This window comes from Methylobacterium mesophilicum, from assembly GCF_022179445.1.
In the GTDB taxonomy this organism is placed as follows: domain Bacteria; phylum Pseudomonadota; class Alphaproteobacteria; order Rhizobiales; family Beijerinckiaceae; genus Methylobacterium; species Methylobacterium mesophilicum.
In genome coordinates this window covers 344,525-365,617 of sequence record NZ_BPQU01000001.1, presented here as the reverse complement: position 1 = coordinate 365,617, position 21,093 = coordinate 344,525, and the positions used below count along the sequence as shown (strand labels likewise).

Here is a 21,093-nt window from a genome sequence, read left to right as displayed (position 1 = left end):
GTCCTGATGCTCGCCATCGCCGGCGTGGCGGTCCCGTCGCGGGCCGAGGATCCGGCAACGAACGCAGAATCCGAGAAAATCCAGCGCGCCAACGAGGAGCGCGACAGGCGGGCCGAGAATCTCAAGCGTGTCCAGGATGCGCTGGCCGCCAGCGCAGGTCAGCGCTCGCAGTTCGAGGGCGAGATCGCCGCCATCGGCTCGGACCGGGCCAAGCTCGACAGCGCTCTGCTGGATGCCGGACGCCAGGCGCAGGCCACCGAGGACCGGCTGAGCCGCCTGGAAGAACGCCTGAAGGCGATGACCGAGAGCGAGGCCGCGATCCGCCGGTCCCTGCACGCCCGCCGCGGCATCGTCGCCGAGATCCTGGCGGCGCTCCAGCGGATGGGCCGCCGCCCGCCGCCGGCCGTGCTGGTGAGCCCGGAGGACGTGCTGGCGGTCATCCGAACCTCGATGCTGCTCGGCGCCGTGGTGCCGGAGCTGCGCGGCGAGGTCGACACCCTGGCCGCGGACCTCGCCGAGATGATCCGCCTGCGCGGCCTGATCGCGCAGGACAAGGAGGGGCTGGCCAACGACCTCGTCGGCTGGGCCCGGGAACAGCAGCGCCTGCAGGCGCTCCTCACCGCCCGGCGCGCCCGGCAGGCGGAGGTCGAGAGCGGCCTGACCGCGGAGCGCAAGCGCGCGGCCGAGCTTGGGGCCCAGGCGAAATCCCTCAAGGACCTGCTCGACCGCACCGAGGCCGAGGTCGCCGCGACCCGGCGTTCCGCCGACGAGGCCAAGGCGGCCGCCGAGCGCGAGGCCCGGGTGACGCAGGAACGTTTCGCCGCGGCCGGATTTCGGGATCCGGCGCGCCTCGCCCCGAAGGTGCATTTCGCGGAGGCGCGGGGCGAAGTGCCGCGGCCGGTGAGCGGGCGGTTGGCGCGGGGCTTCAACCAGCCCGACGGCAACGGCGGGATCACCCGGGGCGTCTCCTTCACGACGCGGCCGAAGGCGCTGGTCTCCTCCCCGGCCGACGGCTGGGTCAAGTTCGCCGGGCCGTTCAGGTCCTATGGGCGTCTCTTGATCATCGACGCGGGCGACGGCTACTATCTTCTGCTGGCGGGGATGGATCAGATTAGCGTAGAGGTCGGCCAGTTCGTTCTCGCGGGTGAGCCGGTGGGCAGCATGGGCGAGGGTGGCGCGGGCCCGTCGGGGTCCGAGGGCGATCCATCGCTGTACGTCGAGTTCAAGAAGGACGGCGGCTCCGTCGATCCGGAGCCGTGGTGGGCGAAGAGCCCCAGTGACAAGATACTTGGCGAGAAGGTTCGCGGCTGATGCGCAAGACGTCCCTGATCATGCTCGGCGCCTTCCTGGGTGCCGGCACCTCCATGGTGGCGACCCAGACCGACTTCCTGTCGGGACCGCGGGCCGTGGCCGCTTCCGCCGAGACCTATCGCCAGCTGAGCCTGTTCGGCGACGTCTTCGAGAAGGTCCGCACCGACTACGTCGAGAAGCCCGACGAATCGAAGATGATCGAGGCGGCCGTCAACGGCATGCTAACCTCGCTCGACCCGCATTCGAGCTACATGGACGCCAAGGCGTTCCGTGACATGCAGACCACCACCCGCGGCGAGTTCGGCGGGCTTGGCATCGAGGTCACCATGGAGGACGGCCTGATCAAGGTCGTCACGCCGATCGACGACACTCCCGCCGCCAAGGCGGGCCTGCTGGCCAACGACATCATCACCCAGATCGACGACGACCAGGTCCAGGGCCTGACCCTGAACCAGGCGGTCGACAAGATGCGCGGCCCGGTGAACTCGGCCGTGAAGCTCAAGATCTCCCGCAAGGAGTCGAAGGACCCGATCGACGTCACGCTCACCCGCGACGTGATCAAGATCAAGCCGGTGCGCTCGAAGGTGGAGGGCGGCGACGTCGCCTACATCCGCCTGACCCAGTTCAACGAGCAGACCTTCGACGGCATGCGGGCGGCGATCGACAAGCTCTCGAGCGAGATCGGGGCCGACAAGCTCAAAGGCTACGTGGTCGACCTACGCAACAACCCGGGCGGCCTGCTCGACCAGGCCGTGATGGTCTCGGACGGCTTCCTCGACCGCGGCGAGATCGTCTCAACCCGCGGCCGCAACCCGGACGAGACCCAGCGGTTCTCGGCCAAGGCCGGCGACCTGACCAAGGGCAAGCCGGTGGTGGTGCTGGTCAACGGCGGCTCGGCCTCGGCCTCCGAGATCGTGGCCGGCGCCCTGCAGGACCACAAGCGCGCGACCATCATGGGCACGCGCTCCTTCGGCAAGGGCTCGGTGCAGTCGATCATCCCGCTCGGCGGCTCGGGCGCGCTCCGGCTGACCACGGCGCGCTACTACACGCCGTCGGGCCGTTCGATCCAGGCCAAGGGCATCGAGCCCGACATCGAGGTTCTGCAGGACGTGCCCGACGAGCTGAAGGGCAAGGACGAGACCAAGGGCGAGGCCGGGCTGAAGGGCCACCTGAAGCAGAAGGATACCGACGAGCGCGGCGGCTCCTCCGCCTACATCCCGCCGGACCCCGCCAAGGACAAGCAGCTCCTGTCGGCCATCGACTTCCTGCACGGCATCCAGAAGGGCGCCGCCAACAGCGGCACCCCCGCCCAGCAGCAGAAGCCCAGCCTGCCGAACTGATTTCTGTTCACCGACCAAGACCAAAACACCCCGCCCGGCAGGCCAGCCGGGCGGGGTTTTTCGTGTCGAACAGCGATGTTAGCGGAAGATTAACCATACCGACGGGCAATACGTGATGGGATTCGCGCCGCTGCTATCGGGCGTGGGACGCGATTCCGCATCGAGTGCCGCTTGACCGAGTCCACCGACGATATCCTCACGCGCCCCCTCGGGGTGCCGGAGGCGCAGGCGCCGGAGCGGCCCCAGGGTCGGTTCGCACGCCTCGTCGCGCCGCTGCGCCGGCCGAGGATCGCCGTGGGGGCGCTCGCCGGCGCCATGCTGGCATCCTGCGGGCTCGTGCTCGCCCTCGGGGATTCCCGAGGCGGCGAACCGCGCGTCGAGGTCGCGATCACGGTGCGCGAGCCGGTCTCCCGGCCTCTGGCCGCCCCGGTCGCGACCGCCCCGGAACCGCAGGGCGTGGTGGTGGTCAACGCGGGCGGCGCACAGCAGCGCACCGCCGAGGAGATCGAGACCGCGTCGGGCGTCACGGTGGTGCGACCGCCGGGGTCCAGCCCGAGCGAGGCCGTGGTGATCCGAGTGCCGCCGCCGAGCGCGCCCCGGCTCGCCCCGGCGCCGGATGCACGCATCAGCGAACAGGGCCGCCACGGCACGATGCCGAAGGTCGGCGAAGGCCGGATTCGCGCCCTCGACGTCTATGCCCGGGTCGAGGAGCCCGGCACCGGGCCCCGCATCGCGATCCTGATCACGGGCCTCGGCGTCGGCCAGGCGGCGACCGCGGGCGCCACCGTGCGCCTGCCGCCCGCCGTGAGCCTCGCGTTCCTGCCCTATGGCGGCGAGGCGGAGCGCGCCGCCGCCCGAGCGCGGGATGCCGGCCACGAGGTCTTCCTCCAATTGCCCATGGAGCCGTTCGACTATCCTGATAGCGATCCCGGGCCCCAGACGCTGCTCACCGCCCTCAAGGGCGTCGAGAACGCCGACCGCCTCGCCTGGTCGCTGGCCCGCTTCCCCGGCTATGTCGGCGTGGCGAACTACATGGGCTCGAAGATGATGGCCGACCCGGCCTTCGATCCGATCCTGCGCGAGATCGGTGCCCGCGGCCTCGGCTTCCTCGACGACGGAACCGGGCCGAAGCCGACCTTCGCCAACAAGAGCCGCACCCCGGTCGCCCGGGCGGAGATCGTCCTCGACGCTGTGCCGCGGGCCGACGCCATCGATGCGGCGCTCGGACAGGCCGAGGCGCGGGCCCGCGCCACCGGATTCGCCCTCGTGACGGCCGGCGGCTCGGCGCTCGGCGTCGACCGGATCGCACGCTGGGCCCGGGACCTCGACACCCGCGGCATCCGTCTGGTGCCGGCGAGCGTGGCGCTGCGCGGGGCGGTGGAGAAGCGGGTCAGCACGGCGAATTGACGGCGTCCCGGCCGCGCTTTCGCCGCCGCCGCCGTTGCCGCGCGACTTGCGCCTGACCTATGGTCGCCCGCGATGACCACAGATTCCGACTCGGGCGCCGCGCTGCCCTACCGCCCCTGCGTGGGCGTCGCGCTGATCGCGCCTTCGGGCGGCGTCTTCGTCGGGCGCCGGACCAAGGATGCCGGGCCGGAGCACGTCGCCGGCCCGTACATGTGGCAGATGCCGCAGGGCGGTATCGATCCCGGCGAGGATCCCGAGACGGCAGCCCGCCGGGAACTCTACGAGGAAACCAACGTGCCGCCCGACGCGATCCGCCTGCTCGGCGAGATCCCGGACTGGCTCACCTACGACCTGCCCCCGGCGGTGATGAAGCAGGCCTGGAAGGGGCGCTATCGCGGCCAGACCCAGAAGTGGTTCGCCTACGGCTTCCTCGGCAGCGAGGACGTGATCGACGTGCTGACCCCCGGCGGCGGCGCCCACAAGGCCGAGTTCGACGCGTGGCGCTGGGCGCGGTTCTCCGAGCTGCCGAACCTGATCGTGCCGTTCAAGCGCCCGGTCTACGAGGGTGTGGTCGCGGCCTTCTCCGGGCTCGACGGCTGGGCGGCCGGGACCGGTGCGACCGCGCCGGCGCAGCCGTGACGTCCCGGGGGGGATGGTAGGGTGGTGCGCTGGCTCGCGATCCCGTTGGCGCTGGCGCTGGCGTGGCTCGCCTTCACGGTGAGCCCGCTCTGGTCGCTCTACGACCTGGCCCAGGCCGTGCGCCGGCACGACGTGGCCTACATCGAAGGCCACGTGAACTTCCGGACCCTCCGGCTGTCCCTGGTCCGCCAGATCACGGCGGCGGTGCGCACCGCTTCCGACACGGACCTGGACCTGGAGCCCCGCGACCGGCAACGCCTCAACGACGTCGCGTACGGCTTGGCGCTGGCGCTGGCCGAGACCCTGGTCACGCCCGAGACGGTGCTGGACCTGCTCGATAACGGCTGGCCCGACAAGCTCGACATCGAGCGTCCCGCCAGCCTGAAGCCGGAGGGTCTGGCGATCCGGAATGCCGGACGGCTCCTGCCCTATTACGCCGCCCTGGAGATGCGCGGGTTCCGGGCCGTGGTCATTCCGGTCCCGCCCGAGGGCCCCCGGGCCGAGCGCAACCGTATCCGACTCCGTCTGCGCGGCTTCAGCTGGCGCCTGGTAGACATCGAGATGGCCGACATCCTGCGCGCGCAGATCGCCGCCAAGCTCGGCCGCGCTCTGGCCCGGGCCAAGGCCGGGGCGAGCGCTGCGGAGGAACGGTAGGAGGTTTGGTCAAAGCGCTGTTGCTGACCGATATACCGAATCCGCCCGGGCAGCCGCGCTAAATCCTACCCGCGCCCTCATGCTGAGGTGCCCGCTGCGCTCACACGTCAGGACGAGGTGAGTCGTCGGAGGGGGAACGTCGATAGCTGTTGCGCGGGGTGTCCCCCCGGCCTCAATATGCCTTCGGGGCCGTCTTCGGAGCCGGCGCCTTCTCGTCCGCCGGGATCTTCGCTTTGGGCTCACGGGCCTCGACCAGGCTCTCGGCCTCGTCCTCGTCGGTGTTGCCGCCCTGCACGATCGTCTTGTCGGGGTTGGAGAGCAGAGACTTGGCGATGCCGAGCAGCACCTCGCACTCACCGGGGAACTTGTAGGTCTCCAGCACGATCGCCGCGTCGCGCAGCGTGCGCAGGTCGCGCACCGTCTGGGCGTTGGCGTCCTCGCGCAATTCCTTCTTGGCGGCGATCCCCTCTTCGATCTGGGCGCCCTTCACGTCGCACGCGGCCCGGGCCGGCACGGCGGCGGCCGAGAGGGCGAGGGCGAGACCGGTCGCGAACAGAGGGGGCCGCATGGCGGGAATCCTTTGGAGGTCGGGGTCAGGCGTGATGGGGATGGTGCGCAGCGCGCAGGATGTCGTTCGTGAGCGCCACGAGCTGGCTGGGACGGTACGGCTTCGGGACGAACACTGACTCGGAGACGGCGTCGGCGGGTGACAGGCAGGCCCGCCCGCCGGACGTGTAGATGACGGGCAGGTCGGGGCAGAAGCTGCGGGCCCGGCGTGCGAGTGCGAGGCCGTTCGTGTTGCGGGCCAGGTCGATATCGGTGAAGAGCATATCCACGCTCTCCCGTGCCAGGATCGCTTCGGCCTCCCAGGCGTCCGCGGCGGTGAGCACCCGATACCCTTCTTCGAGAAGCGCTTCGGCCGCCAGCTCGCAGACGGTCGGCTCGTCCTCGACCACCAGGATGGTGGCGGCAGCCGAATCGAGGGCGGGCATGGACGGGCAGGCGAAGGTGGCGACGAACGGCATCATGACGCAACTCCCACTCACCCGGCGGGGGCGCTGGAGCCCCGTGCCGGATCGAAGGAGCAACGGGCCCCTGCGCCCCGGCGTTCGCCGTGATTGCATCGAATTGCCCGGACTTGGTGCACGGCCCGTTAACCCCGCCCCTGCGCAGATGAACGGAGCGGCCGAAATGGTTAATGGGGCGTTACCGGGATGCCGCGGGAGGGCTGATCCGTGAACCGCTCCTGGCAGTTGGGCACCGGCCTGCTCCTCACGGGCCTCGCCGGATACGTCGACGCGCTGGGCTTCGTGCGGCTCGGCGGCCTCTACACCTCGTTCATGAGCGGCAACACCACGCAGTTGGCGGTCTTCGGCGCCGAGGCGAAGCTGCACAAGATGCTGCTGCCGGCGATCCTGCTCGTGGCCTTTCTCACCGGCTCGGTCCTGGGCAGCGGCCTGGCGATCCTGGTGCCGTCGCGCTGGACCACCCCGGTGGTGCTGGCCTACGAATCCCTTCTGATCCTCGGCGGCCTGGCCTTGGGCCTCGCCTCCCCCGAGCTGGGCCTCGCCGCGTTCTTCGTGGCGGTCGCCATGGGGACGCAGAACGCCGTGCTGGCGCAGGTGCAGGGCTTTCGGGCCGGAACTACCTTCGTCACCGGCGCCCTGTTCAGCCTGGGCCAGAAGATCGCCCGGGCGCTGACCCGCACGGGCGACCCGTTCGGATGGATCGGCGACGGGCTGGTCTGGTTGTCCCTGCTGCTGGGCGCCTTCCTGGGGGCGCTGGCCTACGATGCGTTCGCCCTCTACGCCCTGATCGCGCCGGCGGCGGTCTCTGGGGTGCTCGCGCTGATCACCGCGTTCCTGGTCCTGCGCGCCGGCCAGAGGACCACGAAGGTCGAGTCTCCATGAGCGATTCCGTCAGCCATCCCTCCCTCACCGACCACGTCGCGCCGCTCGAGGCGGGCGCCCACGTGGTCGCGGCGCAGTTCCTGAAGGATGCCCCGGCCCTGGCGCTCGGCGACGGCACCGTGGTCCTCCTGCAGGGGGACGCGGTGACCCGGATCGCCGCCCATCCCGACAGCGGGATCCTGGTCGCGGCCGGGAGCGGCGACCGCCTGGTCACCGGCGGCGACGACGGCCGGGTCGTCGAGATCCGGGCCGGAGGCGCCGTGCAGGAGCTCGGCGCGGCCAAGGGCGGTGCCTGGATCGACGCCCTCGCGCTCCATCCGGACGGTGCCGTGGCCTGGTCGGCCGGTCGTGCGGTGGTGGCCCGGGACGCCAAGGGCCGGGAGCGCAGCTTCACGGCGCCCTCGACGGCCCGGGGGCTGGTCTTCGCCCCGAAGGGCTACCGGCTCGGCGTCGCCCACTACAACGGCGTCAGCCTCTGGTTTCCGAATCTCGAGACGCCCGCCGAGGTCGTGACCTGGAAGGGGTCGCATATCGACGTCACGTGGTCTCCGGACGGCCGCTTCGTGGTCTCGACCATGCAGGAGAACGCGCTGCACGGCTGGCGCCTGCAGCCGGATCGCGGCCACATGCGGATGTCGGGCTATCCCGGCAAGGTCCGCTCCGTGTCCTGGTCCTCCGATGGGCACTGGCTCGCCACCGGAGGCGCCGAGGCCGCGATCGTCTGGCCGTTCGATTCGAAGGAAGGCCCCACGGGCAAGGCGCCGCGGGAATGCGGTGTCCGCCCCGCCCGGGTCACGCGGGTCGCGTTCCACCCAAAGGCGCCGGTCCTGGCGGTGGGCTACGAGGATGGCTGCATCCTGCTGGTGCGCTTCACCGACGCCTCCGAGCTGCTGGTGCGGCGCGCCGTGCCGGGCAGCGGGATCACGGCGCTCGCCTGGGACGCGCGCGGCAACCGCGTGCTGTTCGGCTGCGCCGACGGCCAGGCCGGCCTTCTGACCCTGCCGGCCTGATTTTTTCGCTGCCAGATCGTTAGATTCTCGGCCGCAGCCATGCTCTCTGTGCCGTGCCCTGTCTCCGACCCGGAGGGTCTGACGTGTTCCGCGTGTTCCGCACTCTCGGCCTCGCCCTCGGCCTGCTCGGCGGGGTGATCGCCGCCCAGGCCCCCGAATTCGCGCAGCAATATGCGCAGCGCCTCGGCGGCGCGGTGGACGAGCTGCGCCGCCAGGTGGCGGTGCTCGAATCGGACGCGCAGGCCTCCGGCACCACCCGCGACGGCGCGGTCGACCGGCTGCGCACCAACCCCGATCAGCTGGTGGCCCGGCGCGGCGAGGCCGCCCAGTCCGACATCGCCCGGCTCGCCCGGCTGAGCGCCCAGCAGCAGGCCCTCGCCTCGGCGACGAGCCCGCTCGGCAAGGTGGTGGCGATGCTGCGCGACCCCGACGTGCCGGTGGCGCAGGCCGCCTACCAGGATTTCAGCCCGGCTGTGCCGACCAATGCGGACGGCCTCGCCGCCGGCCTGATCGGGTTCCTGGCCGCCTGGGGCGGCTGGCGCGTGCTCTCGGATGTCGGCCTGCGGTTCGTCCGGCGGCGTCCGCGGACTGCGACCCGGACGGCTTGAGCCGCCACCGGCGCAGCGCGCTGACCCGGGAGTGTTGCTCAGGGTCTACAGCGGCTTGCGCGGAGCTTGCGTATCGAGCGTGATCCGGCCGTCTCGGTCCGAGAGAAGGCGCAAGATGCCGCGGGCGTCGAACTCCCCCACGATCGATCCGGCGCTCGACGCCGCCGCCCTGCTGCGGCGCGTCGGCTTCTTCGGCCTGTTCGTCATCCTGCCGGTGCTGGCGCAGGTCGCCCGCCGCGCCACCGTGATCCTGGCGCCGATCGCCGTGGTGCTGCTGATCATCGCCAGCGCGATCGACCGGCGCCAGCGGCCGGTCCGGCCGGGCGTGTCCCGGCTGCTCACGGCGCCGGCCTTCCTGGCCGGCATGCTGGTGGTGCTGTGGTCGGTGCTGTCGCTGACCTGGACGCCGTTCCTCGGCCCGGCCGTGGAGCGTCTGGCCAACCTCGCTGCGACGATCGGGTTGGCGCTGCTCGGCTATTTCGCCCTGCCGGACCGGATGCGCTCGGCCAATCTCTACCTGCTGCCGCTCGGGCTCGTCGCGGGCGCGATCGTGGCGATCGTGCTGGGGCTGTTCGGGGCGCACATGGCGCCGCCCGGCATCGACGACGACGGGGCACTCGACCGCGGCCTGATCCTGCTGATCCTGCTGGTCTGGCCGGGGCTCGCCTGGCTGCGGTCCCGGCGGCGCGACCGCGAGGCGCTCGGACTCGCCCTGCTGGTCGCCCTGGCGCTGACGGTCCAGCCGGACGCCACCCAGATCGCCGCCCTGGCGGTCGGCGCGCTGGCCTTCGCGGTGACGAGCTACCGCCCCAAGCTCGGCGTGATGCTGACCGCGACCCTGTCGGCCGCGCTGCTCGCCGTAGCGCCGCTACTGCCGTTCCTCGCCCGGCCGATCGGCGCGGTGTTGTTCGGGCCGCTCTCGCCTGCAGTGCTGTCATTGAAGAGCTGGCAGAAGGTGGTGACCACCGATCCGGTGCGGCTGATCACCGGCCACGGCTTCGAGACGGCGCTGCGCGGGCGCCTAGTCGGCATGCTGCCGCTGAACGCGCCGACCACGGCCCTGTTCGAGTTCTGGTACGAACTCGGGATCGTGGGTGCGCTGGCCGCCGCCTTCGCGCTCTACGCCTCGATCCGCCGGGCCGGCCGGGACATCCCGGCCCTGATCCCGGGAGCGATGGGGTGCTTCTCCGCCGCCTTCACGGTCGCCTGCCTGGGTGTCGGCCTCACGGCGATCTGGTGGCTCAGCATCGTCGCCATCGTCATCGTGGTGTTCGTGGCGGTGGAGCGCGGCCAGTTCCGCACCAACCGCCCCAAGGTCGCCAAGCTTCCCCGGCTGCGCGCGGACTGATCCTCGGCTCACCGGTTCAGGAAGCCGTGCAGCCGGATCCAGGCCAGGAACAGGCCGGGCCAGGCGGCGGCCGGCGTGCCCGGGGCGCCGAGCCCGAATCCGTGCCCACCGCGCTCGAACAGGTGCAACTCGGCTGGCACCCGCGCCCTCCGCAAGGCCGCGAACATCAGCAGCGGATGGTCGGCCACCGCCACCGGGTCGTCGATCGCCTGGACCAGGAAGGTCGGGGGCGTCTGCGGCCCGACCTGGAGGTCCACCGAGTAGGTCTTCATCTCGAGCGGGGTGACCTCGTCGCCGACCAGGATCCGTCGCGTCGCGGTGCCGTCGAACGGCTTGCCCATGGTGATGACAGGATAGATCAGCCCGGCCAGGACCGGGCGCACCGGCTGCGCGTCGGCCTCGTCCACCGGGGTGTAGAGGTCGCTGGCGGTGCCGACCGCGGTCTCGCCCATAAGGTGGCCGCCCGCGGAAAAGCCCAGTACGCCGACCCGGGCGGGGTCGATCCCGTATTCCGAGCCCCGCGCCCGCACCAGCCGCAGCGCCCGCTGCGCGTCCTGCCGCGGTGCGTCTGGGCCTGCGCCCCAGCCCTCCGCGGGCAGACGATAGACCAGCAGGAAGACTGTGATCCCCGCTGCGTTGAGGACGCGCCCGACCGGCACGCCCTCGTTGCCGAGCGCGATGAACTGGTAGCCGCCGCCGGCCGCCACGATGATCGCCGCACCGTTGGGATTGGCCGGCCGCATCGCCAGCAGGCATGGCTTGGCCACCCGGGTGACGTCGCCCGACCGGCCCTCGACATAGCGGTATCCATCCGGATCGGGCCCGCTGCCACCCCCCGGAGGCTCACCGGGCCACAGGTCGATCACCTGCAGGTCCGCCCCGGGCAGCGAGCGCGGCAGCGCCCGGATCGCCTCGCCGGGCGCCGGCTCCGGCGGCCTTTCTTGGGACTTGGCCGCGCGCAGGCCGAGAGCTGTGCTCAAGCCTGCGAGCAGGAGACGGCGGTCGAGCTGCATGAACCGGTCCCGGGCGACGCTCAGGACGGGGCCCGGAAGGCAGGGCGGGCGGGCTCGGGCATGGCGCTCTCCTGAAACATCCCTCGCCCAACGTCGCGGGACGCGGTCACGGTTCCGGAGAGGCGCGTCCTCAGGCGCGTCGGGTGATCACGGATACGTAGAAGCCGTCCGTGCCGGTCCGCAGCGGGGTCATCTGCAGGCCGTGCTCCGTCTGGCGAACAGAGGACGCGAGGCTCGGCGGCCCCGCCGCCAGCACGGTCTCGGTCGGCACGGCATCGAAGCGGCCACGCCAGCGCGACAGCAGCCCGGCCACGGCCGCGTCGTTCTCTGCCGGCAGGAGCGAGCAGGTGACGTAGACGATCCGCCCGCCGGGCCGGACCAGCTTGGCCGCCCGGTCCAAGACCTGCGACTGCTCGGCGATGCGCAGGGCCAGGCTGCCGGGCCGCAGCCGCCACTTGGCGTCCGGGTTGCGCCGCCAGGTCCCTGAGCCGGTGCAAGGCGCGTCGACCAGCACCCGGTCGATCTGGCCGTCGAGATCCTCCACCACGTCGGCGCGGGCCTTGCCGCCGCGCGGTGTCCGTACTTCGGCCGCGGCCCCGGAGCGGCGCAGGCGCTCGTGGATCGGCGCGAGCCGGCGCGGATCGCCGTCCGTGGCGATCAGGCGGGCGCCGTTGCGGGTCTGGGACGCCAGCGCCAGGGTCTTGCCGCCGCCGCCGGCGCAGAGGTCCACGATGGTCTCGCCCGCTTGCGGATCCGCCAGAAGGGCGGCGAGCTGCGAGCCCTCGTCCTGTATCTCGTACCAGCCGTCCAGAAACTCGGCCTCGACGTGGAGCGCCGGGCCTCGGCCGTCGGCGCCGATCGGGATCCGGACGCCGAGCGGCGCGTGCGGGGTCGGCGCGGCATCGAAGCCGCTCAGCGCGGGCATCAGGTCGTCACGGCTGCCGCGTAGGGCGTTGACCCGGATGTCGAGGGGTGCGCGCCGGGCGAGCGCCTTCAATTCAGGGATCAGGTCGTCGCCGAGCGCGGCCTCCAGCTCGGGCAGCACGAAGGGCGGGGCGTCGCCGGCCACTTCGGGCGGGGCCTCGTCCAGCGTGCCGGACTCGAGGCGCGTGCGCTCGTCGTCGCTCAGCGGCTCGGGGGCGAAGCGCTCGCCCGAGAACAACGCGGCCACGGACGCGGCAGCGAGCCCCTGCTGCAGCCGCAGGGAGCCGATCAGCACGGCGCGCGGCGCCTCTGAGCCCATGATCCAGGCGGCAGACGCCCGCCGGCGCAGGGCGTCGTAGACCAGGCTGGCGATCCCGGCCCGGTCGCCGGAGCCGGCGAAACGGTGGGCGAGGCCCCAATCCTTGAGCGCGTCGGCGGTGGGGCGGCGGCGCTCCGCGATATCGGTCAGGACTTCGATGGCGGCGGAGCAGCGGGCGGCGGGGGTCAGGGTCGGCATCCTTTAAAACGGCGCTCGGCCGACGCGAAACGGCCACGCTTGGCCCACGATGCCGCCACGGTACGGCCGAGCTTCCAGCACGATCCCGGCTCAGACCGGGTCGCGGGCGGTCCCGCGATGCGGGCCGGCCCCGTGTCGTATGGCATCCTCCCGCCGCGGACCAGTGCGTTCCGCGGACGGGGGCCTGTCCGGTAGTGCCTCAGATCATGTCGTCCCTCGTTCGCGTAACCCGTTCCGTGACCCTCGCCGGATTCGCCGCCGCCGCCCTCGCCGCCTGCGCGAGCGCCCCGGCCGCCCCCGATCTCACCCCGCCGCCGCGCCGGCCGCTGGATGCCAAGACGCAGCTCGAATACGGCAACCCGCCCCCGCCGCCGCCCGGCCGCTACTGAGTCTCTCGGCGCCGGACATACGCTGATCCCTCCAAAGCTCTCATCCTGAAGCAACGGAGCGAAGCGGAGGCCTCGAAGGAGGCCTCCAGCCAGCTGCGCGATGTTCAGAGGCCTCCGTCGAGGCCCGCTGGCACGGGCCCCTCGGGATAAGGGCGTGGGTGGGATAGCCCTCAAGTCGAACTGGATTGCGCCTCAGGTCGCTTCCCTGGCACGCCGGGCCTCGTAGGCCTTGAGGCCGGCGTAGACTTGGCCGAGCAGCGGGAATGCCGCCTCGGGGGCGAGGCGGGCGCCGCGGGCGATGAGATCGCCGACGACGTGGTCAGCCTCGATGCGGCCGCCGTTCTCGATGTCGCGCAGCATCGAGGCCGTGAAGGTCGAGCCCTCCGCGGTGAGCTGCGCCCGCGCGCGCTCGGCGACGACCCCGCGCGGCTCGAACCCGCTCGCCGCGGCCACCGCCGTGCATTCGGCGTGGAGGGCCGCGATGAAGGCCGCGCCGCCGGGCGCCGCCACGATGTCGCCGACCGCGGCCCGCATCAGCGTTGTCGCGCCCGCGAGCGTCGTCAGGAACACCCACTTCTCCCACATTTCCTGCAGGATCACGTCGCTGAGCCGCGCCTGGAACTTCAGGCCGCGCATCAAATCATCGATGGCCTCGATGCGGGCCGAGCGCGACCCGTCGCGCTCGCCGTAGGTGATGCTGCAGAGCTCGCTCATGTGCCGGATCGCGCCGTCCGGCGCGAGGGTCGCCGCGATGGCGCAGGAACCGCCCAGCACCCGGGCCGCGCCGAAGCGGGCGTCGAGCGCGTCGAGATGGGACATTCCGTTGAGTAGCGGCAGGATCGCGGTTCCCTCGCCCACCGCGGGCGCCAGGTCGGCAAGGGCGCTGTCGAGGTCGTAGGCCTTGCAGGACAGCAGCACGAGGTCGAAGCCGCCGGCCTGGGCCAGATTGTCGGCCGTCACGGTGGGCGGAGCGGGCAGATGCAGGTCGCCCAGCGGCGAGCGCAGCACCAGCCCGTTCGCCGCCAGTTTTTCGGCCCGGGCCGGCCGGACCAGGAAGGTCACGTCCGCCCCCGATTCCGCGAGCCGCGCCCCGTAATAGCCGCCGGTCGCCCCGGCTCCGACGATCAGCGTGCGCATTGGGTCTCTCCGGGTCGAGGTCGTTGTCGGCGTTCGGTGTCCTGAGCACGTCCCGTCATCGAATCAAGGGCCCAGTAGACGGTAGCGGCCGGTCCACTGCACCGTCTGCAGCTGCCGCACCAGTCTGGCATCCGCAGTCACCAAGACGCTATCCCATCGTTCAGCTGCAGCCACGTAGAGCGCATCGTAATGCGTACACCCAATGCTGCTCGCGATGCTGAGCGCCGTGTCCGCAATCTCGAGGATCGGTCGGAGACGTACCAGCTTGCCTAGAGCCGAGATTGCTTCCCGCGCATGTTCGAGCGTGATCGCACCCGAGCGATGGTTCCGCAGAAGCGTGTTACCGACCTCAACGAGAATATGTTCAGGCGCAATCCGGGCGACGTCTTCGAGCAGGATCGCGTCCGCCAAATCGCTCTGCGGCTCCGGCAGGAACCATTTCGCGGCAACGCAGGCGTCGATGACGATCATCGTTCTTCGCGGTCTGCCCTGATCATTGGTGTGCTGTCGGGCAACGGTTGACGAAGCGCCTTGGAGCGGATCGTCCGTACCAGAGCGATGGCCTCGGCCCCCTGAAGGACGTTCCTGTCCTTTCGGTCGTCATCGTGGTGGCGGTGCTGGTCGGCTTCCGCACGCCCGCCGACATCATCCCGTGGGACGTCGAAGGCGGGCGTATGCCGACCGAGCGATAGCGTGCTTGGGGTGGGCATGAGACCTCCGTGTCAGGTCCGCGACGGGTAGTTCGGGCTCTCCCGGGTGATGGTCACGTCGTGGACGTGGCTCTCGCGCAGGCCGGCGTTGGTGATGCGGATGAACTGCGCCCGCTCCTGGAAGTCCGGGATGGTCGCGCCGCCGACATAGCCCATGGCCGCGCGCAGGCCGCCCGCGAGTTGGTGCAGGACGTTCCCGACCGGGCCTTTGTAGGGGACCTGGCCCTCAATGCCCTCGGGCACGAGCTTGTGGGTGTCGTTGACCTCGGCCTGGAAGTAGCGGTCGGCCGAGCCGCGGGCCATGGCGCCCACCGAGCCCATGCCCCGGTACGACTTGTACGAGCGGCCTTGATACAAGAAGACCTCGCCCGGTGCCTCGTCGGTGCCGGCCAAGAGCGAGCCGAGCATCGCCACCGAAGCGCCGGCCGCGATCGCCTTGGCGAGGTCGCCGGAATACTTGATGCCGCCGTCGGCGATGACCGGGATGTCCGCCTCGCCGGCGGCCTCCACGGCCTCCAGCAGGGCGGTGAGCTGGGGCACGCCGACGCCCGCCACGATGCGGGTGGTGCAGATCGAGCCCGGGCCGATGCCGACCTTGATGGCGTCCGCGCCCGCGTCGATCAGCGCCTTGGTGCCCTCACGGGTGGCGACGTTGCCGGCGATCACCTGGACGGCGTTGGAGAGCTGCTTCACCCGGGCGACGGCGTCGAGCACCTTGATCGAGTGGCCGTGGGCGGTGTCGACCACGATCACGTCGCAGCCGGCGTCGATCAGGCGCTCGGCCCGCTCGAAGCCGCTGTCGCCCGTGGTCGTGGCGGCGGCGACCCGCAGCCGGCCCTGCTCGTCCTTGACGGCGAACGGGTAGGTGACGCGCTTCTCGATGTCCTTGACGGTGATCAGGCCGATGCAGCGGTAATGGTCGTCGACCACCAGCAGCTTCTCGATCCGGAACTGGTGCAGGAGGCGCTTGGCCTCGTCCTGAGTCACGCCCTCGCGGACGGTGATCAGCCGGTCCCGGGTCATCAGCTCGGCCACCGGCTGGGCGGGGTTGGTGGCGAAGCGCACGTCGCGGTTGGTCAGGATGCCGACCAGCTTGCCCCGGGAACCGTTGGGACCGCGCTCCACCACCGGAATGCCGGAGATGCGGTTGCGCTTCATCACCTCGAAGGCGTCGGCCAGGGTCTCGTCGGGATGGATGGTGATCGGGTTCATCACCATGCCGGACTCGTACTTCTTGACGAGACGGACCTGCTCGGCCTGCTCCGCGGGCTCAAGGTTGCGATGGATCACGCCCATGCCGCCGTTGGCCGCCATGGCGATGGCCATCGGCGCCTCGGTGACGGTGTCCATCGCCGAGGCGAGGATCGGCAGGTTCAGCGGGATCGTGCGGGTCAGCCGCGAGGCGACGTTGACCTCGGTCGGCATCACCGAGGAGGCGGCGGGCCGCAGGAGCACGTCGTCGAAGGTCAGACCTTCGATGATCGTGGCGGAATCGACTCGGGCCATGTGCCAACTTTCCTCGGACGGCCGCGCTGTTAGGGGGTGCGCAGCGGGATCGGGTTGGCAAGTGCCAGTATCATGGGGTCCGCGGCCGCGCCAATGCGCCGTCGCCGCGCCGCAGCGGGAAATCGCGCATGGCTCCCCCGCTTTTTTGCACCAGCGGTCGGGTCAGCGCGACGCCGGGACGGCCGCGCCCTTGTCGGTATATTCCGGCGGCAGGCCGATATAGTCGCCCAGGATGCCGTCGATGCCGGGAGCCCGGCCGTAGGCCTCGCAATCGGGGTCGAGCGGGGCCTCGCCGAGGGTGGTGACCCGGATCCGGTCCCAGGTCGGCAGGGTGTTGGGGGCGTTGAACGGGTCGTCGCCGGTGGCCAGCATGAAGCCGAAATCCTGGCCGAACTCGCCGGCGAGGTCGTAGGCGTCGCTGGCGCGGGAGAAGCGCGGCTGGCTCGTGAACGAGTTCGCGGCCCCGCCCCAGACCATGGCGGCGCGCTGCTCGCGGCGCCGGTCCAGCGCCTCGGCCTCGACCGTGAGGCTGCCGAGCCCGATCGGGATCCGCGGGATCGGGATGCGGCCGATACCCTCGACGGCGCTGAGCCCGACCTGCGAGGCCACGGTCACGCCGGCCGAGCCCGCAATGGTGGCGCCCGCACCGAGGAGATCGGTGGGCTCGACCCGGGTGACCTGCGCGCGCACGGTGAGATCGGCGTCGCGCCCGGTCACCACGTCGTAGCGCAGCGACAGGTCGTAGCAGAGCGCGCGGTCGGCGGCGTTGGCGATCAGGCGGCGTTCCGCCTGGGTCAGCGGCGCGGCGCCCGCGACGTCGGCGTGGAACGCCGTGGGGATGATCCGCACGGTGCGGGCCTTGGCCAGGGCCGGCCGGTCCACGTAGAGCCGCGAGGCTGAGGCGACGGCGCTGCTCGCCTGCAAGCGGTCGTAGCGGGTGAGCGAGCCGCGGTCGTTGAGCAGCACGGTGCCGCAGGCCGTGACCGTCGACAGGAGCGCGACGGCGGCGGCGAGCCGCGACAGGGAACGGCGCTTGCTCGGACTGGGCTGCATCGAGTGTCTCGTGGCCGGCACCGCGCCGGTATCGACGGCCGGAAGACCGCTCGCCCTAAACGTAGCCATTGGACCACGCGCACAAAAGGTGGTGTTCGGTCACGACGCAACCCCTGTTGCCTTGCGGATACAGGCGCGAAACACGACGGTGCGAATGGGCGCCCCCGCCGTGCAACCGTCCCGGCGCGCTACGCGTCTGCTGTCCGATGTCTTCCCCGACCCAAAGACCGCTCTGGATCGTCCCCCTGACGGTGGCCACCGCGCTGTTCATGGAGAACACCGATTCCACGGTGATCGCCACGGCGCTGCCCAGCATCGCGGCGAGCCTCGGCGAGGATCCGATCGCCCTGAAGCTGGCGCTGACCTCCTATCTGGTCAGCCTGGCGATCTTCATCCCGGTGAGCGGCTGGATGGCCGACCGCTACGGCGCGCGGACGGTGTTCCGGGCCGCGCTCGTCGTATTCATGCTGGGATCCCTCGCCTGCGCCGCGGCCAACGGGCTGGCCTGGTTCGTCGCCGCGCGGTTCCTCCAGGGCATGGGCGGGGCCATGATGGTGCCGGTCGGGCGCCTCGTGGTGCTGCGCAGCGTGCCGAAGTCGCAGCTGGTGACCGCTCTGGCCTACCTGACCTTCCCGGCGCTGGTCGGCCCGGTGCTCGGTCCACCGCTCGGCGGTCTGATCGCCACCTGGTTCGACTGGCGCTGGATCTTCTTCATCAACCTGCCGATCGGCGTCGCCGGAATCGTGCTGGCGAGCCTGTACTTCGAGGACGTGCGCGAGCCGGAGCGGCCGCCGCTCGACCTGACCGGCTTCTTCGTGCTTGGCACCGGACTCGCCGCCCTGATGCTGGGGCTGGCCTCGATGGGACGCCATCTGCTGCCGGCCTCAATCTCCTGGGGATGCCTGGCCGCGGGGGCGATCCTGCTGCCGCTCTATGTCGTCCATGCGCGGCGGGTCGCCCACCCGATCGTGCGGCTCGACCTGATGAACCGCCCGACCTTCCGGGTCGCGATCCTCGGCGGCAGCCTGTTCCGGGTCGGGACCGGCGCGATCCCGTTCCTGCTGCCGTTGATGCTGCAGGTCGGGTTCGGGCTCGACGCCCTGCATTCCGGGCTGATCACCTTCGCGGCGGCGGCCGGTGCAATGTTCGTGAAGACCCTCGCGCCGAAGATCCTGCGGCGTGTCGGCTTCCGCGCCGTCATGGTCTTCAATGCCGTGCTGGCCTCGGCCTTCCTGGCGGTGAACGGGCTCTACACCGCCGACACGCCGCACTGGATCATGATCGCGCTGCTGTTCCTGGGCGGCTGCTCGCGCTCGGTGCAGTTCACCTGCGTCAACGCCATCGCGTATGCCGACCTCGAATCCCGCGAGATGAGCGCGGCGACGAGCTTCGCCAGCGTCTGCCAGCAGCTGTCGCTGAGCCTCGGGGTGACCCTCGGCGCGCTGGCGCTCGAGGGCGCGGCGGGCTTCCACGGCCGGACCACGATCGAGGCCGGCGATTTTGGGCCGGCCTTCTTCGCCGTGGCTGTCTTGTCGGCGGCCTCGGTGCTGGCCTTCCGCAAGCTGACGCCCGATGCCGGGGCCGAGATCTCGGGCCGCAGGATGGTCGCCGCGACCCCGCCGGCTTCGGCCGAGATGAAGCCGCGGGCGAGCTGACCCGATCAGGCCGCGGCGCGCGCCGGCGTGCGGCCACCGGATTTCTTGCCGGCGCCGCCCCGTGCCGCCGAGTTCTTGGCGGGTGCCTTGGCGGCAGCGCGCTGCGGAGTCGGTCGCTCCGTCGCGACGCCGGCGCGCCAGCCCTGCCAGCTGAAGGCGCCGGGGCCCGTCAGCGCATAGATCAGGAACCCGCCCGCGAGGCCGAGATCGGCCAGCATCAGTGTTCGCTCGGCGACTGCGGCCGGTCCGACATATTGCCAGAAAGCGTGCAGCATCACGGCCGTCACCGCGGCGAAGACCGCGAGGGCCAGACCGGTCAGGCGCGGCAGAACGCCGAGGATCAGGGCGAGCGGGCCGAAGACCTGCACGACGACGGCCGCGGTGGCGACGCCGTTCGGGAACGGCATGCCGCTGCCGGCGAGCGTCAGCGCGAAGCCCGAGACGTTGAGCGCCCGGGCGATACCCGTCGGCAGGAGTGCCGCGGCCAGGAGAAGGCGCGCGGCGAGAAGGGTTCCGTCCTGGGCGCGGGCGATCATGGTCGAGTCCGGTCGGCTGTTAGGGCTGACCGGAGGGTGCCGTATTGGTTTGAAGGCTGGGTTAAGTCCGAACGCTCAACCCGCCACCCCGCCCCGGAACAACCGGCCGCGCTCGGTCCAGAGCACCACCAGCAGCGCCAGGCCCCCGAGGGTCGCGTAGCCGATCCCGACCGGCAGCACGGTCCCGTCGAAGGCTTGGCCGATCACGTAGCCCGAGAACGCCCCCAGCATCGTGGTGTAGAACCCGACGAACGACGAGGCCGTGCCAGCGATGGCGCCGAGCGGCTCGAGCGCCAGGGCGTTGAAGTTCGGCAGCGCGAAGCTCATCAGGAACTGGTTGGCCGCCAGGATCGACAGGAACGCCGCGAGCGGCGGGTGGCCGTGATAGGCGAGCCCGATTCCGACCTGGGCCAGGGCCACCAGCGTGAAGGCGATGATGCCAGCATGCGAGAGCGCCCGCATCCCGAGCCGGCGGACGATCCGGGCGTTGATCAGCGTCGCCGCCCCCATGGCGCCGGCCACCAGCCCGAAGGCCAGGGGGAACAGCGGCCCGAGGTGGTACAGCCCGGTGTCGAACACCTGCTGGGCCGATCCGACATAGCCCATGATGCAGCCGGTGAGCAGGCCGAGCGCCGTGGCGTAGCCGATGGAGACCCGGGTCGTCACGGTGGTGCGCACCGCGTCCCAGGTCGCCCGGAGGGAAAGCGGGCGGCGGTATTCCGGGTGGAGGGTCTCCGGCATCCGCAGCGAGAACCAGGCGGTCAGCCAGAAGGCCAAAGCCAGCATCGAGACGAACACGTAGACCCACGATCCCAGCGCCAGCATCAGGCCGCCGATCGCCGGGGCGATCATCGGGACGATCAGGAAGACCATCATGGTCAGCGACATCACGCTCGCCATCTCACGGCCGGCGAAGCGGTCGCGCACGATAGCCACCGAGAGCACCCGCCCGCCGGCCGCGCCGATGCCCTGGATGACGCGGGCCGCCAGCAGCCAGCCGAAGCTCGGCGCCACCATAGCGAGCCCGCAGCCGACCACGTAGATCGCGAGACTCGTCAGGAGGACCTTCCGGCGCCCGAACGTGTCCGAGACCGGCCCGTAGGCGAGCTGCGCGATGCCGAACCCCGCCATGAACACGTAGACGAGGAGTTGCAGCCGGTTCGGATCGGACACGGAGAAGCGCGCCTCGATCGCCGGGAAGGCCGGCAGAAGGTTGTCGATCGAGATGGCGGTGACCGCCATCATCAGCGCGATGATGGCGACGAACTCGGTGAAGCCCGGCCCCGACCGGGTCTGCGGGGCGTGAGCCTCTTGGACCGGCGGGTTGGGCCGGATCGCGATTGTCACAATACGCACTCGTGCTGCGAAGGAATCGCCCGACGGAGGCGCCCCCTTCGCGGCACGCTTATGGCCGACGTACCTGCGC

The 21,093-nt window shown here is 71.2% G+C and carries 22 protein-coding genes; 12 read left to right on the top strand and 10 right to left on the bottom strand.

Going from position 1 to position 21,093, the window contains the following annotated elements; genetic code table 11:
- Window positions 1–6: 6 nt before the first annotated feature.
- The 5 genes from MFF40_RS01845 to MFF40_RS01825 all read left to right on the top strand — a co-directional run bounded on the left by MFF40_RS01845 (window position 7) and on the right by MFF40_RS01825 (window position 5,351).
- Window positions 7–1,311 (top strand): murein hydrolase activator EnvC family protein, encoded by a 1,305-nt coding sequence (locus MFF40_RS01845; RefSeq protein WP_238259589.1) that lies wholly within the window; start codon window positions 7–9, stop codon window positions 1,309–1,311.
- A complete protein-coding gene (locus MFF40_RS01840; RefSeq protein ID WP_147855916.1) occupies window positions 1,311–2,651 on the top strand; it encodes a S41 family peptidase in 1,341 nt (446 codons plus the stop codon). Before MFF40_RS01845 ends, MFF40_RS01840 begins: the two co-directional genes overlap by 1 nt.
- Window positions 2,652–2,822: 171 nt before the next feature.
- Window positions 2,823–4,058 (top strand): divergent polysaccharide deacetylase family protein, encoded by a 1,236-nt coding sequence (locus MFF40_RS01835; protein ID WP_238259505.1) that lies wholly within the window; start codon window positions 2,823–2,825, stop codon window positions 4,056–4,058.
- Between the two features lie 72 nt (window positions 4,059–4,130).
- Window positions 4,131–4,697, top strand: coding sequence for an RNA pyrophosphohydrolase (locus MFF40_RS01830; RefSeq protein ID WP_147855568.1), 567 nt, complete (start codon window positions 4,131–4,133; stop codon window positions 4,695–4,697).
- Between the two features lie 24 nt (window positions 4,698–4,721).
- Window positions 4,722–5,351: a DUF2939 domain-containing protein gene (locus MFF40_RS01825; RefSeq protein ID WP_147855575.1), complete on the top strand. Its 630-nt coding sequence runs from the start codon at window positions 4,722–4,724 to the stop codon at window positions 5,349–5,351.
- A gap of 172 nt (window positions 5,352–5,523) precedes the next feature.
- On the opposite strand, the gene MFF40_RS01820 is transcribed toward MFF40_RS01825, so the two are convergent.
- Complete coding sequence (locus MFF40_RS01820) at window positions 5,524–5,919, bottom strand: photosystem reaction center subunit H (RefSeq protein WP_238259504.1); 396 nt, start codon at window positions 5,917–5,919, stop codon at window positions 5,524–5,526.
- A 25-nt stretch (window positions 5,920–5,944) separates the two neighbouring features.
- A complete protein-coding gene (locus tag MFF40_RS01815; RefSeq protein WP_187277778.1) occupies window positions 5,945–6,379 on the bottom strand; it encodes a response regulator in 435 nt (144 codons plus the stop codon).
- A gap of 207 nt (window positions 6,380–6,586) precedes the next feature.
- Here MFF40_RS01815 and MFF40_RS01810 point away from each other — a divergent pair, with 207 nt between their 5' ends.
- The 4 genes from MFF40_RS01810 to MFF40_RS01795 all read left to right on the top strand — a co-directional run bounded on the left by MFF40_RS01810 (window position 6,587) and on the right by MFF40_RS01795 (window position 10,227).
- Window positions 6,587–7,261, top strand: coding sequence for a YoaK family protein (locus tag MFF40_RS01810; RefSeq protein ID WP_147855570.1), 675 nt, complete (start codon window positions 6,587–6,589; stop codon window positions 7,259–7,261).
- Window positions 7,258–8,271: a WD40 repeat domain-containing protein gene (locus MFF40_RS01805; protein WP_147855571.1), complete on the top strand. Its 1,014-nt coding sequence runs from the start codon at window positions 7,258–7,260 to the stop codon at window positions 8,269–8,271. Before MFF40_RS01810 ends, MFF40_RS01805 begins: the two co-directional genes overlap by 4 nt.
- Window positions 8,272–8,354: 83 nt before the next feature.
- Entirely contained in the window at window positions 8,355–8,879 is a 525-nt protein-coding gene (locus tag MFF40_RS01800) for a DUF2937 family protein (RefSeq protein WP_147855572.1), read from the top strand.
- A 115-nt stretch (window positions 8,880–8,994) separates the two neighbouring features.
- Window positions 8,995–10,227, top strand: a complete 1,233-nt coding sequence (locus MFF40_RS01795) for a peptide ABC transporter permease (RefSeq protein WP_147855573.1) — start codon at window positions 8,995–8,997, stop codon at window positions 10,225–10,227.
- 8 nt (window positions 10,228–10,235) lie between these two features.
- Here the strand turns inward: MFF40_RS01795 and MFF40_RS01790 are convergent, their stop codons facing one another.
- Both MFF40_RS01790 and MFF40_RS01785 read right to left on the bottom strand, forming a co-directional pair.
- Window positions 10,236–11,240: an alpha/beta hydrolase gene (locus MFF40_RS01790; RefSeq protein WP_147897794.1), complete on the bottom strand. Its 1,005-nt coding sequence runs from the start codon at window positions 11,238–11,240 to the stop codon at window positions 10,236–10,238.
- A gap of 130 nt (window positions 11,241–11,370) precedes the next feature.
- On the bottom strand, window positions 11,371–12,681 hold the full coding sequence (locus MFF40_RS01785) for an RsmB/NOP family class I SAM-dependent RNA methyltransferase (protein WP_238259503.1): 1,311 nt from the start codon (window positions 12,679–12,681) through the stop codon (window positions 11,371–11,373).
- A gap of 206 nt (window positions 12,682–12,887) precedes the next feature.
- Between MFF40_RS01785 and MFF40_RS01780 the strand changes: the two genes are divergently transcribed.
- Window positions 12,888–13,070 carry a hypothetical protein gene (locus tag MFF40_RS01780; RefSeq protein ID WP_238259502.1) on the top strand — a complete coding sequence of 61 codons (183 nt, stop codon included), beginning with the start codon at window positions 12,888–12,890 and terminating at the stop codon, window positions 13,068–13,070.
- A 192-nt stretch (window positions 13,071–13,262) separates the two neighbouring features.
- Here MFF40_RS01780 and panE read toward each other — a convergent pair whose 3' ends face one another.
- Both panE and MFF40_RS01770 read right to left on the bottom strand, forming a co-directional pair.
- Window positions 13,263–14,207 (bottom strand): 2-dehydropantoate 2-reductase, encoded by a 945-nt coding sequence (gene panE / locus MFF40_RS01775; RefSeq protein WP_238259501.1) that lies wholly within the window; start codon window positions 14,205–14,207, stop codon window positions 13,263–13,265.
- A 63-nt stretch (window positions 14,208–14,270) separates the two neighbouring features.
- A complete protein-coding gene (locus tag MFF40_RS01770) occupies window positions 14,271–14,678 on the bottom strand; it encodes a type II toxin-antitoxin system VapC family toxin (protein WP_147896398.1) in 408 nt (135 codons plus the stop codon).
- 47 nt (window positions 14,679–14,725) lie between these two features.
- Here MFF40_RS01770 and MFF40_RS01765 point away from each other — a divergent pair, with 47 nt between their 5' ends.
- On the top strand, window positions 14,726–14,899 hold the full coding sequence (locus tag MFF40_RS01765; protein WP_238259500.1) for a hypothetical protein: 174 nt from the start codon (window positions 14,726–14,728) through the stop codon (window positions 14,897–14,899).
- Window positions 14,900–14,929: 30 nt separating this feature from the next.
- Here MFF40_RS01765 and guaB read toward each other — a convergent pair whose 3' ends face one another.
- Together guaB and MFF40_RS01755 are read right to left on the bottom strand one after the other, a co-directional pair.
- Window positions 14,930–16,423, bottom strand: coding sequence for an IMP dehydrogenase (guaB, locus tag MFF40_RS01760; RefSeq protein WP_147856833.1), 1,494 nt, complete (start codon window positions 16,421–16,423; stop codon window positions 14,930–14,932).
- A gap of 162 nt (window positions 16,424–16,585) precedes the next feature.
- Window positions 16,586–17,476 (bottom strand): DUF3313 domain-containing protein, encoded by an 891-nt coding sequence (locus MFF40_RS01755; RefSeq protein ID WP_147896399.1) that lies wholly within the window; start codon window positions 17,474–17,476, stop codon window positions 16,586–16,588.
- A gap of 206 nt (window positions 17,477–17,682) precedes the next feature.
- Here MFF40_RS01755 and MFF40_RS01750 point away from each other — a divergent pair, with 206 nt between their 5' ends.
- Complete coding sequence (locus MFF40_RS01750) at window positions 17,683–19,131, top strand: MFS transporter (protein ID WP_147896400.1); 1,449 nt, start codon at window positions 17,683–17,685, stop codon at window positions 19,129–19,131.
- 5 nt (window positions 19,132–19,136) lie between these two features.
- Here MFF40_RS01750 and MFF40_RS01745 read toward each other — a convergent pair whose 3' ends face one another.
- Together MFF40_RS01745 and MFF40_RS01740 are read right to left on the bottom strand one after the other, a co-directional pair.
- Window positions 19,137–19,667 (bottom strand): DoxX family protein, encoded by a 531-nt coding sequence (locus tag MFF40_RS01745; RefSeq protein ID WP_147896401.1) that lies wholly within the window; start codon window positions 19,665–19,667, stop codon window positions 19,137–19,139.
- A 75-nt stretch (window positions 19,668–19,742) separates the two neighbouring features.
- The gene (locus MFF40_RS01740; RefSeq protein ID WP_147856953.1) at window positions 19,743–20,909 is read right to left on the bottom strand and encodes a multidrug effflux MFS transporter; all 1,167 of its coding nucleotides are present in this window, start codon (window positions 20,907–20,909) and stop codon (window positions 19,743–19,745) included.
- Window positions 20,910–21,093 lie beyond the last annotated feature (184 nt).

Excerpts from the sequence above, each read along its gene's own strand:
- MFF40_RS01845 (WP_238259589.1), top strand. The coding sequence starts at position 7 with ATGCTCGCCATCGCCGGCGTGGCGGTCCCGTCGCGGGCCGAGGATCCG.
- MFF40_RS01840 (WP_147855916.1), top strand. The coding sequence starts at position 1,311 with ATGCGCAAGACGTCCCTGATCATGCTCGGCGCCTTCCTGGGTGCCGGC.
- MFF40_RS01830 (WP_147855568.1), top strand. The coding sequence starts at position 4,131 with ATGACCACAGATTCCGACTCGGGCGCCGCGCTGCCCTACCGCCCCTGC.
- MFF40_RS01820 (WP_238259504.1), bottom strand. The coding sequence starts at position 5,919 with ATGCGGCCCCCTCTGTTCGCGACCGGTCTCGCCCTCGCCCTCTCGGCC.
- MFF40_RS01815 (WP_187277778.1), bottom strand. The coding sequence starts at position 6,379 with ATGATGCCGTTCGTCGCCACCTTCGCCTGCCCGTCCATGCCCGCCCTC.
- MFF40_RS01805 (WP_147855571.1), top strand. The coding sequence starts at position 7,258 with ATGAGCGATTCCGTCAGCCATCCCTCCCTCACCGACCACGTCGCGCCG.
- MFF40_RS01795 (WP_147855573.1), top strand. The coding sequence starts at position 8,995 with ATGCCGCGGGCGTCGAACTCCCCCACGATCGATCCGGCGCTCGACGCC.
- MFF40_RS01790 (WP_147897794.1), bottom strand. The coding sequence starts at position 11,240 with ATGCAGCTCGACCGCCGTCTCCTGCTCGCAGGCTTGAGCACAGCTCTC.
- MFF40_RS01785 (WP_238259503.1), bottom strand. The coding sequence starts at position 12,681 with ATGCCGACCCTGACCCCCGCCGCCCGCTGCTCCGCCGCCATCGAAGTC.
- MFF40_RS01780 (WP_238259502.1), top strand. The coding sequence starts at position 12,888 with ATGTCGTCCCTCGTTCGCGTAACCCGTTCCGTGACCCTCGCCGGATTC.
- panE (WP_238259501.1), bottom strand. The coding sequence starts at position 14,207 with ATGCGCACGCTGATCGTCGGAGCCGGGGCGACCGGCGGCTATTACGGG.
- MFF40_RS01770 (WP_147896398.1), bottom strand. The coding sequence starts at position 14,678 with ATGATCGTCATCGACGCCTGCGTTGCCGCGAAATGGTTCCTGCCGGAG.
- guaB (WP_147856833.1), bottom strand. The coding sequence starts at position 16,423 with ATGGCCCGAGTCGATTCCGCCACGATCATCGAAGGTCTGACCTTCGAC.
- MFF40_RS01755 (WP_147896399.1), bottom strand. The coding sequence starts at position 17,476 with ATGCAGCCCAGTCCGAGCAAGCGCCGTTCCCTGTCGCGGCTCGCCGCC.
- MFF40_RS01750 (WP_147896400.1), top strand. The coding sequence starts at position 17,683 with ATGTCTTCCCCGACCCAAAGACCGCTCTGGATCGTCCCCCTGACGGTG.
- MFF40_RS01745 (WP_147896401.1), bottom strand. The coding sequence starts at position 19,667 with ATGATCGCCCGCGCCCAGGACGGAACCCTTCTCGCCGCGCGCCTTCTC.
- MFF40_RS01740 (WP_147856953.1), bottom strand. The coding sequence starts at position 20,909 with ATGGCGGTCACCGCCATCTCGATCGACAACCTTCTGCCGGCCTTCCCG.